Origin of the sequence: Leyella stercorea (genome assembly GCF_021531355.1) — a bacterium.
GTDB lineage: Bacteria > Bacteroidota > Bacteroidia > Bacteroidales > Bacteroidaceae > Prevotella.
In genome coordinates, this window is record NZ_JADYTS010000003.1 from 38,684 (window position 1) to 53,132 (window position 14,449).

The following is a 14,449-nucleotide window of genomic DNA, read 5'->3' on the forward strand; positions in this document are numbered from 1 at the left end:
AATGCTTCTTTTTGTTTCAACGGGACTCCTTTTGCCTTCTCACTGTAGTCCTTTTAGAAGTCAAAAGGGCTACAGTTGCATAGCAAAAGGACTACATTTGGAAGTGAAAGAAGCTCCGAATTGGGAGTAGGGTGGTGTCGGGCACAGTAAAAACCACTAAAAACGCTCTCTCCAATCTCTATAATCGATTTTTCATTTGTAACACTTTTTTACTGCCTGTACAATATTTGCATGAAGCCCCACCCCCTTGCCCCTCCCCCGTAGGGAGGGGAGTGGTATGATTTGTAAGCTTGTGTAGGAGGAGAGTGTGTCAAAACAGAAGTTAGAGGAAGTTTGGGCTTTGCCCGTAGTTAATAGAAGTTAGCGGACATATGTATAAATTGCTGAAAGACAAAGCATTTGTCCGTTAACTTCCATTCATCGTAGATGGATTAACTTCTTCTTAACTTCCTCTAACTCCTATTCTGACACGCCCTCCTTCTGAACTGTTGCGGTGTCATGCCCGTGTGCTGCTTGAAGTAGCGGCAGAAGAACGATAGGTCGCTGAAGTGATAGTCCCAAGCTATTTGTTTTATGGATTTCTCCTCGGTGGTGAGCGACTGCTTTATCTGCAACACCACATACTGATTGATAATAGTCTTGATGGTGTGGCTGGTGATGCGCTGCGTCACCATGTTAAGGTATTTGGGCGAGATGTTGAGCAGTTCGGCGTAGAAGCTTACGTCGCGCGACTCGCGGTAGCGGTGCTCCAGTTCGCGCATAAATCGGTTGAAGAGTTCCTTGGTGCGTGGTGTGCCGTTATCCGTAGTGCGCTTTATCGGGTTGCGATACAGATAGTCGTAGAATCCGAGGAAGAAAGCCTTCAGCTGCAGCAGCACCAGTTGGTCGAGACAGGTGCAGCCCTCCTGCTCGAAGTACATACGTAGCAGTGCGAACATATTGCTCACGATGCTTGTCAGCGTGGCCGACTCGGTACGGCAACGGTCGGCCTTCAGTTCGGAGTATACGGTATGCTCCAGTTGCAGACTGGCTTCGCGCAGCAGCGAGGCGGCATAGCGCAGCGTCTCCGCCTTGAACTCCTCGCTCTTGCTTGTTATCGACACCACGTCGCTCGGAAACAGCGTTATCACCGCGCCGGGATTCAGCCGCCATTCCGTGAAGTTCACCCTGATGTCAGCCTCGCCCTCCCTGCATAGCATAATCATTCCGTAGTCGATCACTACGTACTCGCCCAGCCATTCGTCCAGACTGCGCGTCTTGAGTGAAGCCTGGCGGTTGGGGCGCATTTCTATATCCTTCAGTTCCATATATGTAAATAATCAGATGCGAGTATTCTGTTTTATGCTGCAAATATCGCTATTTTAGATGATAAAACGGCATAATAGTTCCGAAATATCCCATTCCTGTGGATATTTCATAAATCATTTGCGTTGCGAAAATGCGTAACTTAGCACTCGCAAAATCAATGTATTTTTATTTTAAGCATCATCGTAATAATGAAGAAAAGATTATTATGCGCTGTCTGCGTATGTCTGTTTTCGTTTGGAAGTGGCATGGCTCAGACACAGCGCAGCATGACAATTGACCAACTATTCAGTCTGATTGAGAGCGGCAGCAATGTGCTCACGGCGCAGAAGACGGGCGTCGACGTAGCCAGCCGTGCCGTGGAGGAGGCCAAGAGCAAGCGCCTGCCCGACATCAACGCATCGCTGTCGGCAAGCTACAACGGCAACGTGCTCATGACCGACCGCGACTTCTCAAACGCCAAGGGCATAACACAGCCCCACTTCGGCAACTCCTTTGCGCTTGAGGCGCAGCAGGTGGTGTATGCAGGCGGAGCCATAAATAGCGGCATACGACTCGCCGAACTGCAGAAGGCACGTAGCGAGAACTCAGTACAGATGACTCGCAACCAGATGCGATTTGTCGCTCTTGGACAGTATCTGGAGCTGATGAAACTCAGCAACGGCATCAAAGTGTACGACAGCAACATCACGCTGACCTCAAAACTGATTGACGACATCAAGTCAAGACAGAAGCAGGGCATGGCACTGAAGAACGACGTGACACGATACGAGCTGCAAATGGAGTCGCTCAGACTCGGCAAGCGACGCCTGGAGGACCAGAAGGGCATCGCAAACCACCAACTTTGCAACACGCTCGGGCTTACTGATGTTGACATTGTGCCCGACATGAATCTTGAAGCCATTGGCGACAACCTCGATTCGGAGCAATTGCTGCAAACCGAAGCAGCTAATCTTTCGCCCGTATTGCAGCAGACGGCTATCGACGTGAAGATGGCTGAACAGCAGCTGAAGCTGAGCAAGAGCGAACTCCTGCCCAAGATAGCCGTCGTAGCAGCCGACAACTTCGCCGGACCGTTTACTTACGACATTCCGCCAATCGACAAGAACTTCAATATATGGTACGTAGGTGTGGGTGTGAAATATTCGCTCAGTTCGCTCTTCAAGGCCAACAAGACCATTCGCCGAGCCAAGGAGCAGCTGCGACTGAGCAACACCGCCCACAGCGTTGCCGCCGAAACTGTCAACAACAACATGCAGCAGGCGTATACAATGCACAAGCAATCGTTTGTAGAACTGCGCACTCAGCAGAAGAGTGTGGAGCTGGCACAGCAGAACTATCAGGTCGTGAACAATCGCTATCTGAACCAGCTGGCACTCATCACCGACATGATCGACGCGTCGAACATAAAGCTCAACGCCGAACTGCAGGAAGTGAACGCACGCATCAACATAGCCTATACTTACTACAACGTACGCTATGTGGCAGGAAACATATAAAAATATCGGTAGGAAACAAACAATAATGACAACACCAATAAAATAACAATAACGACATGGACAAGAAACTTTTGCGAACCATATACAACATCTTCGTACTCGTACTGCTGCTCATCGGAGCATGGCTTGTGGTGAATCATTTCGTGCATTTCGGCGACGGCGAGTTCACCGACAACGCCACCGTGCAGCAGCACATCACACCCGTCAACACACGTGTGGGCGGATTCATCAAGGAGATACGATTTAACGAATATCAGCCCGTACACAAGGGCGACACTCTCGTGATTATTGAGGACAGCGAGTTCCGCCTTCAGCTGGCGCAGGCCGAGGCAAACTTGCAGCGCGAAATGGCTGGCGGTGAGGCCACGACTTCGGGCATCGGCGTGACACGTCAGAACATGAGCGTGTCGGATGCCGGCATAGACGAGGCTCGTGTACGGCTCGACAACGCACGCCAGGACGACCAGCGCTACGCCCAACTGCTCAAAGCCGACGCTGTGACACAGCAGCAGTACGACCAGATACACACCAACTATCTCGCTGCCAAGGCTCGCTATGAGCAGGTGGTGCGCAGCCGTGCCACACTGAACCGTGTCGAGCAGGAGCAGGGCCATCGTCTGTCGCAGAACAAGGCTGCCATCGACGTGGCGCAGGCACAGATCAAGCTCGCCCGACTCAACCTCTCGTACACCGTCATCACGGCTACAGCCGACGGCGTGGTGGGCAAGAAGAACATACATGTAGGGCAGCTCGTGCAGCCCGGTCAGGCCATGGTCGACATCGTGGACAATTCCGAACTGTGGGTAGTGGCAAATTATCGCGAGACCCAACTGCCCGGTATCAGCCTCGGAGCAAAGGTGAGCATCAAGGCGGACGCTGTGCCCGACGTAGAGTTTGAGGGCACCGTGGAGCGCATAAGCGACGCTACGGGTTCGGCTTTCTCCGTGATTCCGCAGGACAATGCAACGGGCAATTTCGTCAAGGTGGAGCAGCGCATTCCGGTGCGCATACATCTTAAAGGCGACAAGGCGAACATAGCCAGACTGCGTGCAGGCATGAACGTGGAATGTACTGTCAACAAATAGCGCCTATGGACAACAACACTAATAACAAGCATGCGGCTGGCGGACCTCCCATGACGTTCGCCATGCCCATGTATCACGACTTTGTGCCCAAGTGGATAAGGCCGTGGATATACGTCGTTCTGGCGTTCTGCTTCCAGCTGTCCAACGGCATGTATCTGGGTGCAATGAACAATATAGTGGGCGAGTGGGGCATAATGCGCGAGGACGTGCAGATGTGTCTATACGCCACACTCATCGGTATGGCGCTATACTTCCCCGTACTCTTCCGCATGAAGTTCCGCTTCAGCAACAAGCTGCTGCTCATGATGTCTGCCGCCGTGATTGTAGTGTGCAATATTTTGGCAACATTCCGTATGCCGCTGCCGCTGCTGTGGGCGCTGTGTGTGGTGTGCGGCATGGCTAAGATACAAGGCACCTTCGAGTGTATGTCGAACATTCAGCTGTGGATGACGCCCAAGCGTGACTTCGGCGTCTTCTTCCCTATACTGCACATCATTCTGCTCAGCTCCATTGAGGTGGCTGGCTATCTTGCCGCATGGTTTGCCTTCGACATGCACTGGACCTACATGCACTGGCTCGTCATGGCGCTGATGCTCGTCGTTCTGCTTGTGCAGGCGCTGCTGACGTGGCCCTTCCACGCCATGCCGCAGATTGTTCCGCTCAAGGGCATCGACTGGATGGGTGCGCTGCTGTGGTGTGCGCTGTGGCTGCAGGTGGCTTGGCTGCTCAACTATGGCGACTGGCTCGACTGGTGGCACTCGTCCGACTTCCGCCTTGTCATGGGCACTATGCTCATCACACTCGCCGTGTGTCTGCAACGCATGATGCACCATCCCAAGCCGTACATCGAACCTGCCATGTGGACCTATCACAATGTGGTGCCCGTCATACTGCTCATCGGAGTGGTGGAGGCGCTTTTCTCGTGCGAGCATGTGCTCGAAATGGTGTACTACGAGGAGGTGATGCACTACGCCGACCATACCTACGAGGCGCTCAACCAGTGGTCGCTGCCGGGCATTGTGGCAGGATGTCTGTTCTCGATAGGCTGGCTCAAGCTGATGCGATGGAATGTGTACAAGCTGATAGCGCTGGCGCTGGTGGCGTTCTGCATCTATGCCGGCGGATTCTACGTGCTCGTCGACTCCAACATCAGCATCGAACAGCTGCGCATACCAATCCTCTGGCGCGGATTCAGCTACGCCGTTCTGTGCATTTCTTTTATGTGGTGTCTGCATGCCATCATGTCGTTCGAACACTTCTTCCAGGCGTTGTCGGTGTTCAACGTGCTGCACATGTTTGTCGGCGGACTCGTCGGTGCGGCGCTGCACGGACGTGGCATGAAGTATTACGTTGCCGACGGATTTGCCCGTTGTTCGGGTTATGTCGACAGCGTGCGCATGAGTGCCAGGGCGGTCGACTTTCCGCAGATGATGAATGGTATTGTGGAGGGATTTCTGGCGCAAAGCGTCAAGATTATGTTCGGATGGACTCTGATAGCCGGACTCTTCTTTGCTGTCCTCATGCTGTTGTGGGATATCCCGATGGTACGCCATCAGGTGAAGCACATTCCGGCATGGCCCGTAGTGGGAATGAGAGTGTTGCGCGGTGTGCAACGACAGCGACGGCTGAAGCGGCTGCGCCACTTGCGGCGGAGTTTGAGAGTTGAGAGTTGAGGGTTGAGAGTTGAAAGTTATGATTACCTTTTTTGATAATAAATAGAAAAAGACTTTGTATAACAAATCATTTCATAACTCTCAACTTTCAACTCTCAATTCTCAACTAAAAAATTCTTTCAAAATATTGATTCTTCAGTTTCGGACGTGAACAACTCCAATGCCTTTATTCCCATGATGGAGTTGCCCTTTGAATTGAGTCGCGGACTCCATACCGCAATAGAGTAGCGTGAGGGATAGAGTGCTGCAATGCCTCCACCCACGCCACTCTTGCCGGGTAGTCCGACAAGGAACGCGAAGTCGCCTGCCTCATCGTAGAAGCCGCAGGTCTGCATTATGGCATTGATACGCTTCACTCTTGATACGGTGAGATTGACACCGGCGTGCGAGAACGGTTCGTTGCTCTTGGCAAAAGCCAAGAAAGCGTGCGAAAGGTCTTCGCAACTCATCTCTACCGAACACATCGTACAATAGAATTGCAGAACGTCGTGAACGTTGTTCTGCAAGTTGCCGTGATGCTTCAGCAGATAGGCTATGGAAGCATTCAGATAGCAGCAACTCATCTCCGAACGCGTCACTTCCTCGGAGTAGTTGATGTTGGGATTGCCGGCGAGAGTGCGTACAAACTCAATGAAGAATTCTTTCGGGTTGTCGATATGCGTCAGAATAACGTCGGCAGTGACCAAGGCACCGGCATTGATGAAAGGATTGCGAGGCTTGCCGTGCTCGTATTCCAATTGTACAAGCGAATTGAAAGCCGAGCCAGACGGCTCCTTACCTATTCTTGTCCATAGCTCTTTGCCCAAAATGCTTAAGGCTATGGCAAGCGAGAAAACTTTGGCTATACTCTGTATGGAGAACTTCACATCAGATTCGCCAAGACGATAGGTTCGGCCGTCGAGCATTCGTAGACAGAGTCCAAACTGGTCGGGATTGACATTTGCCAATGCCGGAATGTAATCGGCTTGTTTGCCTTCGTGAGCGTATATCTCAATCTCTTTTCTTATCTTCTCTAATAAAGGTTGGTAGTCCATATTTCCAGTATTATTTTGTTAGGTAACGTTTATTGTTTGGAGCGCAGTTCCCAATATCCGAACCTGCATCGCAGACAGTCCTTGCGCTCGCAATAGCGGGCGTGCAGTTGTATGAGCGACTGGGTGTCGGCGGCGTTGTCGGCTGTTATGCCACACTCTTGCCATAGGCGTATGTGGGTGTTGTCTTCGGGCGGTAGCGACTGGAGCAAATCGTTGGCGCGTGCCATGAGCAGTTCGTCCTTGCGATGGCGACCGTAGGCGTAGAGCATGGGCACTATGGCGTTGATAATGAGCAGGTCGATGGATGCCGACGAGAGATGCTTGGCATTAGAGCGCGACTCATTGCCGAAGGTGTAGTGGGTGCGCCAGTAGGAACTTACTTCGGTTTGCAACGCTTCGCGCATATCGCTTAGCGAAGCACAGGTGACGATACGGCTCAGGTCGGCATGGCGCGAGCAGTATAGCTGGGCGAGTTGCGAAAGACGTATATAGGGAAAGTTCTGCGGACGCAGACGCAGGAAACGCCACGTCTGACGCGGCATGGCTGTGAGCGAGAACTTATGGGCGAGATATTCCCACTCGCTTTTGAGACGCACGAAGTAGGGGTCGGCAGTGGCAGCAGTACGCTGACGGTCGGTCATGGCTTCGGTGTCGAGCAGACCGGCAAAGCCTATGAACAGTGCCTCGACCTGAAACGAGTCGTCGCGATGGTGTGCCACCTGCATGAAGGGCAACTGCGCTGCCCACTGCTCGAACGCCTCGCTGTTGACACCGAAGCCGAAGCTGCGTGCTATGGTGGCGAAGAACGCCTGCTCCCACGACCCGCCCGACGCCCGGACGCGCTGCTCTATGGCGGCACACTTGTCGGCAAGACGCTCGGCTCCGAGGGCGCTCATCCATGAGTGGACGGTGAGCCGTGGCAGCTGCATCACCGTGTTGCGGCACGGTGGATAGCGGTCGGCTGCAAGCAGACGGCGATAGTTCTGCATGATATATGGCGGAACGTGCAGCTCCATTTGTGGCGGGCGCGAGCCGTCGGCAGTAACTACGTCGGCATCTATCACCGATGCCACGTGCAGCACTACATTGTTATAAGCCGGGTCTTGGTCGTGCGAGTGCATAAACCAGTCGGCTGAGCGCTCGTGTATCTCCACGTTGCCCACCCACATGGTGCCGTCGATGCGCAGCTTGGCGTTGAAGAAGTCGGGCCCCGAATGCGTGTTGTGCAGTCCGGGATCGATGATTTCCACCGTTCTTCCGTCGGTGGTGCGCAGTTCATGCAGCGGCATTATGCGGTGCTTCCATATATAGTGCAGTAGTTGTTCCATAGATTCGGTTTAGGATATTAGTCGAACAGCGACGGTTCTGCGGCGTTGCTGCCCGTCATTGGGCGTCCGAGATGCTGGTAAGCGAGTGGTGTGACCATGCGTCCGCGCTGCGTTCGCTTGATGAATCCCTCCATGATGAGATACGGCTCGTACACTTCCTCGACGGTGCCGGTGTCTTCGCCGATGGCGGTGGCTATGGTGCTGACGCCAACAGGACCTCCGTGGAACTTGTCGATGATGGTCAGCAGTATCTTGTTGTCAATCTCGTCGAGACCATACTGGTCGATGTTGAGCGCCGAGAGCGACAGCCGTGCTATGTCGCGGTCGATGCGTCCGTTGCCCTTCACCTGCGCAAAGTCGCGCACACGGCGCAGCAGGGCGTTGGCTATACGGGGCGTTCCGCGTGAGCGGCGTGCTATCTCTATGGCGGCATCGTCGTCGATTGGTACCCGCATTATGGCTGCCGAGCGCTTTATAATCTTCTGAAGCATCTCGGGGCCGTAATATTCCAGGTGCAGATTGATGCCGAATCGGGCGCGCAACGGGGCTGTAAGCAGACCGCTACGAGTGGTAGCTCCGACGAGCGTAAAGGGATTAAGGTCTATCTGGATGGAGCGTGCCGACGGTCCCTTGTCTATCATTATGTCGATGCGATAGTCTTCCATTGCCGAGTATAGATACTCCTCGACGACGGGCGACAGACGATGTATCTCGTCGATGAAGAGCACGTCGCGCGGCTCAAGCGATGTGAGTATGCCGGCAAGGTCGCCCGGCTTGTCGAGCACGGGTCCGCTTGTTATCTTGAATCCCACGCCGAGTTCGTTGGCAATGATGTTGCTCAGTGTGGTCTTGCCTAGTCCCGGAGGACCGTGCAAGAGAGTGTGGTCGAGCGGTTCGCCACGATACTTGGCAGCCTCAACGAACACCTCAAGGTTGTCAACCACCTTCTGCTGTCCGCTGAAGTCGCCGAATCGCAGCGGTCGGAGGGCGTTTTCAAAGTCCTTTTCGCCCTTACGCGCCTGCTCCTCGCGTATATCGAAATCTTCTTCCATTATGCTTTATTAAAATCGTTATCTTCTGCAAAGATAACGATTTTTATTAAGAAAGGCTTTGTAGAGCCAAACTAAATTGTAAGGTTGATTTAGTGCGCCTTCGCAAATCATTGCGACCGTTGTTTTTGTCAAATATTAATAATGATGTAGTGTATGTATAACATCACTTCAACCTCAGCATTCTGCCTATTATCAACCGCTTGTATTGCCGCTTGAAATCGTCGGGCAGAAACGATATGTCGATAAGGTCGAGCCACTTGATGAGCGCCTTGCGAAACTTCTTGGCAATGTTGTCGAGCACCTTTTCGTTCACTCCCGACGCTATTATCGAATTCTCGAAGTCGCTGCGCTTTATCCTTGCCTTCTTGCCATTGAGCGTAAGCGCAAGTTCTTCCTTGTCCTCGGGCATAACGATGGCTGTCGAAAGGAGGTCGTAGGCGGGCGTTAGCGTGTAGCCGAGGGGGGTCTTGTAGAGCGAGAAGTTCTTGAGGTGCATGTCCGAATTGCCCGTTATCCACGAGAATACCACCACTTCCCAGTAGTTCACGAGGTCGAGTTGGGGCGTGGCTGAATACTTCTTTATCTGCTTTGCTATCTGCTCGTACGACCCTTTGTACTTGTATTCCGTCAGACGTTCGGACAGTTGGCACATGTCTTCCATTGCTATCTTCATGCCATTGCGCTCGCGGTCGATGCGACGGGTGATGTAACACAGCTCGCCGTCGGCAAAACGGATGAGCGAATGGGGCACTACGGCTATCTTTGCAGCCTCAGCCATGTGCATGGTGAGGTCTTCCAGCTCCGGCAAAGCACGATAAGCGTCGGTCTGAGGTTTCAGTATGTAGCGTCCCCAAAGTCCTACTATGGTGAAACGGTCGGGCTCGTTGCGTCCGCCGGGGTTTACATCGAGCGACAGTTTGGCCTGAACACCGGTCAGCGTTGTCTGCGCCCGCACTACTCTTTTTGCCAAATCAGCAATCTGACTGCGACGATAAGGCAGAGACGGGGCCTCCTTCACGCCGAAAAGCTTGCGTGCGCAGGCTGGATGGAAGTCGGTTTGTCCTTCTTTCAGTGGCTTATAGCAGTATAGACATCTGTTCATAGTCAATGGAGTGTTAATGTGGTTAGGTGGGTTTGTTGGGTTAGACATCTTCTACGGGCACTACGCTTACCGCCCCGATGCAGTCCTTGCAGCATGCAAGCAAGAGCGACATGCGGTCGCGCTGGTTGATTTTCCAGCTGCGTTCGGCAATGTTGAGCAGCCATCCTTCGGGAATTAGTCCGTCGAAGAATGGGAACAGCACCTTGTCTTCGTATGGTTCGCTGCGCAGGGGCATTGTAAGGCTAATCGGTTCGACGTCCAACCGCTGCAGATAATCAGCATCGTAGACAAACGAAAATCCGTTTTCGTCCTCGGTAAGCAGTCCGGCATACCGATCGTACATGTAAATCTTGGCACTCTTCATGATTACTCGTATTTTATAAACATTTATACTCGTCAACTCGTTTACTTGTGTACTTGTCAACTCGTCTACTTGTCAATTCGTCTACTCGTCACCCATTCTACTTGCTGTCGGCACCGCCCCCAACTCGTGTCCGAACAATGCCAGCACTTGATTTACTTTGTCGAGACGCAGCGTTGGTTTGCCTTGCTCAAGCTCGCGAACGAACCTCAGTCCCACTCCCGACTTCTCTGCAAGGTCTACCTGGGTGAGATTGAACATCTTGCGACGCTCCTTTACGAATGTTGATATTGGTGTATCCATATCGAATAGTTATGTTGAATTATACCCTTTCGGGTGCAAATATAACGAATTTATTTTATATTGCACCCGAAAGGGTATAAAATTATGATACCAATATTATTAAAATTAAAAAATTCCGTACTGTTTCTTTGTAAAATCCATGCAAAACCGCTACTTTTGTTTTTTATATATTAACCTTTCAATCCAACTTACTATTATGCTCGTAAAGACTTATTCTGCTGCTGTGAACGGCCTTGATGTGACCACTGTGACTGTTGAAGTGAACATTGTACCCGGTGTGATGTACCGCATGACGGGACTCGGCGACATGGCTGTAAGGGAAGGTCGCGACCGCATAGCATCTGCCGTTCAGTTCAACGGATATAAGTTTCCGCACGGCGACATCACCATAAACCTTGCTCCTGCCGACCTCCGAAAGGAGGGAAGCTCGTTCGATCTGCCGCTTGCCATTGGCATTTTGGCGGCAAGCGGAGCCATAACAAGCGACGTGCTCGACCAGTTTATGATGGTAGGAGAGTTGGGGCTTGACGGAAACCTGCAACCTATAAAGGGTGCGCTGCCTATAGCCATAAAGGCACGTAAGGAGAAACTGAAGGGATTGATTGTACCGAAGCAGAACGAACGCGAGGCTGCTGTGGTCAACAACCTTGAAGTCTACGGCATGGAAAACATCCTTGACGTGATAAAACTGCTTACCGGCGCATCGGTGTTTGAGCCTACTATTGTTGACACACGGCGCGAATTTTACGAGCAGCAATACCAATACGACCTCGACTTTGCCGACGTTCGCGGCCAGGAGAACGTGAAGCGTGCCCTGGAAGTAGCTGCGGCGGGCGGTCACAATCTTATCATGGTGGGCCCACCGGGGTCGGGCAAGTCGATGATGGCAAAGCGTCTGCCGTCCATACTGCCTCCGTTGTCGCTTGCCGAGAGTCTGGAGACAACGCAGATACACAGCGTTGCTGGCAAGTTGAAGCGCGGAACGTCGCTCATTTCGCAACGTCCGTTCCGCTCGCCACATCATACTATTAGCGAAGTGGCGCTCGTCGGCGGTGGCACGAACCCCCAGCCGGGCGAGATTTCATTGGCTCACAACGGCGTTCTTTTTGCCGACGAGTTGCCGGAATTCAACAAGCAGACCCTCGAAGTGCTGCGCCAGCCGCTCGAAGACCATAAGATAACCATCTCACGATCTAAATATACTGTTGAATTTCCATGCTCCTTTATGTTCATCGCTTCGATGAACCCATGCCCATGCGGCTATTACAACGACCCAACGCACAAATGCTGCTGCACGCCGGGACAAATACAGCGCTACATGAACAAGATTTCGGGCCCGCTGCTCGACCGCATTGACATCCAGTGCGAGATAACGCCCGTGCCGTTCAAGGACATCTCGAAAGCGCAGCCCGGCGAGCCGAGTGCCGCTATCCGTGAGCGCGTCATCAAGGCACGCGACATACAGACCGCCCGTTACAAAGACTTCAAGGGCGTACACTGCAATGCGCAGATGACCGAGCGCATGATTCACCAATACGCCGAACTCGACAATGCCGGCATGGACCTCCTACGCATGGCGATGGAGCGCTTCTCACTGTCGGCACGCGCCTACAGTCGCATACTGAAGGTGGCGCGCACCATCGCCGACCTCGACGCCAGCGACAGAGTGCAGCCACACCACCTCGCCGAGGCCATAGGCTACCGCAACCTCGACCGTGGCGATTGGGCGGAGAGGTAGTCAGCCGAACCTTAAGGACCTCACGAACGTGCGTCCCCCCTCAAGAAAAACTTGGTGATGCCACGATGCTTCCCTTAGCAAGGATAAAGAATAATCACTATTATTGCTGTTCGGTAAAACTAATAATGAGGTCAAAGACGGGCTGAAAGCCCAAAAGCACATAGCCCAGGGCATCGCCCTGGGTAAGCATTATATCCCCACATCTCCATCCGCCCTGAAAGGGCAAAAGCCTAATTATTAAGGTGTTGCCCTTACAGGGCGCACTACTCAACCTATACACTCAACACCCAGGGCGTTGCCCTGGGCTATGTGATTGTTGGGCTTTCAGCCCGCATAGTATACAGGCAAGCCCCTTTAGTAAATATTGCTATAAAACACTGAACAACAAAACAATATAAGGGTGAATTATTGTTTACCGGACAGCAATAATTATTTTTCTAACTTGTAAAAAACGGGGCTGCGCCGTAAACCTTAATTACGACACAGCCCCATATTTTCATCATCGCTTTATTTTATATGCAGCTTTACGTGGATTATTTTTTACGATAACCACATTTTGGGCATACTCCATCCGCATTGAGGGCGACACCGCAAAGAGGACAGCGGTCGATGTTATTCTTTGTGGTAAACTCGGCAGACGCGGCATTCACACCGCTTGTGAAAGTGATTTTAGCGATGTTCAGTTTGTCTTTCAACAAGTCATATACAATCTTAATCATACCTTCCACTGTCATGGTTTCTTTGGTAACAACCAGACGGGCATTGGGGTAAGCCGTTGCCAATTCGGTCTTGAAGGCCTCTCCTTTCATTTTGTTTTGCGGATGGCCGTTTTTGATGCCTTGCTTTTCATACACATCAAGAATGGCAGGAAGCAAAGGGTCATCTTCGCGGAGCACCAAGGCATGGTCAAAATTCTTCAACAGGCTCCATGCTACCTTTTGGATTTCATTACAAGGGTACACCATGTTTACACCTTCTTCAACCGTATCTTCCACCTCAATGGTCAGTGTGCCAGTGTGACCGTGAAGATACTGGGCTTCGCCTTGGAAGCCATAGAACCGATGTGCATACTGCAAATCGAAAGTCGTGATACTTCTCATACTTTTTACTTTTTAGAGTTTAACTTTGGGTTATTTATCGTTATCTGCACCTGTATTCGGCTAATGTCAACCGATGCAAAATTCTTTTCTTTCAAATACTGTCGTATCAATTCCGTAAGCCCTTCATCCATATAATCCAAGATGCTCTCTCCCTCGAATATGTGGTGATGCTCTGTCACGGTAATGTCATAATAGCTTTTCCCCACTTCGGGATGGAACACAAGTGATAACAGATTAGCCTTGCAAAACGAATCAAGAATGCGATAGATGGTTGAGATGGTTATCTCATTATCTTTGGATTGCACACACTTGATTATTTCATCAATGGCAGCATGACGCAATTCCATCATAACCTCATAAACCACTTTACGTTGCGGAGTGATTTTTAGGCCTGCGTTCTTTATAATCTCCGTACTTTCCATTCCTCTCGTATTTTGATGCAACAAAGTTAATGATAATATTTCGCATTTGCAATTTTTTTATCAACAAAATTGCTGCTTTTTGAAGAATAAAACCGCATCACCTATTTATCTGTTCGAAGATAGTGGCATACTGGTGGGGGTTCACATATAATGATGTGGTTCCCGAGTGTTATATTATCACTATGGATGGTCTTGAATCGGAACCTTTCGCCGACGTTGCGCCCTACATTTTTGAGGATCTGGGACGCGCCTATGCTGTCGTAAAGAAGCAATACCGCAATACAGACCTCAAAAAACATGTTATCGGACTCAACCTCGTCGAAATATATTCCTTAGATTCTGTCTATCAGAAATTCACCTGGCCCATGTGGGAATGTATAGAGTCTATGCACAATGGAGCAATTCTAATCAAAAAGACTCGACTAATTAAACAAAAGTATTATCTTT

13 protein-coding genes are annotated in these 14,449 nt (G+C 51.4%); 4 read left to right on the forward strand and 9 right to left on the reverse strand.

Annotation, left to right across the window (positions count from 1 at the left end):
* Window positions 1–452: 452 nt before the first annotated feature.
* Window positions 453–1,307, reverse strand: coding sequence for a helix-turn-helix domain-containing protein (locus I6E38_RS01685; RefSeq protein ID WP_235392368.1), 855 nt, complete (start codon window positions 1,305–1,307; stop codon window positions 453–455).
* Between the two features lie 189 nt (window positions 1,308–1,496).
* On the opposite strand from I6E38_RS01685, the gene I6E38_RS01690 reads away from it, so the two are divergent.
* From I6E38_RS01690 to I6E38_RS01700, 3 genes are read left to right on the forward strand one after another with little or no spacing between them, the layout of a single operon-like run.
* Entirely contained in the window at window positions 1,497–2,804 is a 1,308-nt protein-coding gene (locus I6E38_RS01690; protein WP_235392369.1) for a TolC family protein, read from the forward strand.
* A gap of 56 nt (window positions 2,805–2,860) precedes the next feature.
* Window positions 2,861–3,889: an HlyD family secretion protein gene (locus I6E38_RS01695; protein ID WP_235392370.1), complete on the forward strand. Its 1,029-nt coding sequence runs from the start codon at window positions 2,861–2,863 to the stop codon at window positions 3,887–3,889.
* Window positions 3,890–3,894: 5 nt separating this feature from the next.
* Window positions 3,895–5,562: a hypothetical protein gene (locus I6E38_RS01700; RefSeq protein WP_235392371.1), complete on the forward strand. Its 1,668-nt coding sequence runs from the start codon at window positions 3,895–3,897 to the stop codon at window positions 5,560–5,562.
* A 119-nt stretch (window positions 5,563–5,681) separates the two neighbouring features.
* On the opposite strand, the gene I6E38_RS01705 is transcribed toward I6E38_RS01700, so the two are convergent.
* The 6 genes from I6E38_RS01705 to I6E38_RS01730 all read right to left on the reverse strand — a co-directional run bounded on the left by I6E38_RS01705 (window position 5,682) and on the right by I6E38_RS01730 (window position 10,742).
* The gene (locus I6E38_RS01705; RefSeq protein WP_235392372.1) at window positions 5,682–6,596 is read right to left on the reverse strand and encodes a glutaminase; all 915 of its coding nucleotides are present in this window, start codon (window positions 6,594–6,596) and stop codon (window positions 5,682–5,684) included.
* A gap of 29 nt (window positions 6,597–6,625) precedes the next feature.
* The gene (locus tag I6E38_RS01710) at window positions 6,626–7,924 is read right to left on the reverse strand and encodes a DUF2851 family protein (protein ID WP_235392373.1); all 1,299 of its coding nucleotides are present in this window, start codon (window positions 7,922–7,924) and stop codon (window positions 6,626–6,628) included.
* Between the two features lie 17 nt (window positions 7,925–7,941).
* On the reverse strand, window positions 7,942–8,976 hold the full coding sequence (gene ruvB / locus I6E38_RS01715; protein WP_235392374.1) for a Holliday junction branch migration DNA helicase RuvB: 1,035 nt from the start codon (window positions 8,974–8,976) through the stop codon (window positions 7,942–7,944).
* A gap of 163 nt (window positions 8,977–9,139) precedes the next feature.
* Window positions 9,140–10,078 (reverse strand): HipA domain-containing protein, encoded by a 939-nt coding sequence (locus I6E38_RS01720; RefSeq protein WP_235392375.1) that lies wholly within the window; start codon window positions 10,076–10,078, stop codon window positions 9,140–9,142.
* A 40-nt stretch (window positions 10,079–10,118) separates the two neighbouring features.
* Window positions 10,119–10,442 (reverse strand): HipA N-terminal domain-containing protein, encoded by a 324-nt coding sequence (locus tag I6E38_RS01725; RefSeq protein WP_235392376.1) that lies wholly within the window; start codon window positions 10,440–10,442, stop codon window positions 10,119–10,121.
* An 81-nt stretch (window positions 10,443–10,523) separates the two neighbouring features.
* Window positions 10,524–10,742, reverse strand: a complete 219-nt coding sequence (locus I6E38_RS01730; protein WP_235392377.1) for a helix-turn-helix transcriptional regulator — start codon at window positions 10,740–10,742, stop codon at window positions 10,524–10,526.
* Window positions 10,743–10,938: 196 nt separating this feature from the next.
* Here I6E38_RS01730 and I6E38_RS01735 point away from each other — a divergent pair, with 196 nt between their 5' ends.
* Window positions 10,939–12,480, forward strand: coding sequence for a YifB family Mg chelatase-like AAA ATPase (locus tag I6E38_RS01735; protein WP_235392378.1), 1,542 nt, complete (start codon window positions 10,939–10,941; stop codon window positions 12,478–12,480).
* A 533-nt stretch (window positions 12,481–13,013) separates the two neighbouring features.
* Here the strand turns inward: I6E38_RS01735 and I6E38_RS01740 are convergent.
* On the reverse strand, window positions 13,014–13,580 hold the full coding sequence (locus tag I6E38_RS01740; protein WP_094389332.1) for a 6-carboxytetrahydropterin synthase: 567 nt from the start codon (window positions 13,578–13,580) through the stop codon (window positions 13,014–13,016).
* A 5-nt stretch (window positions 13,581–13,585) separates the two neighbouring features.
* Window positions 13,586–14,002, reverse strand: coding sequence for a Fur family transcriptional regulator (locus tag I6E38_RS01745; protein ID WP_094389333.1), 417 nt, complete (start codon window positions 14,000–14,002; stop codon window positions 13,586–13,588).
* Window positions 14,003–14,449: the final 447 nt, after the last annotated feature.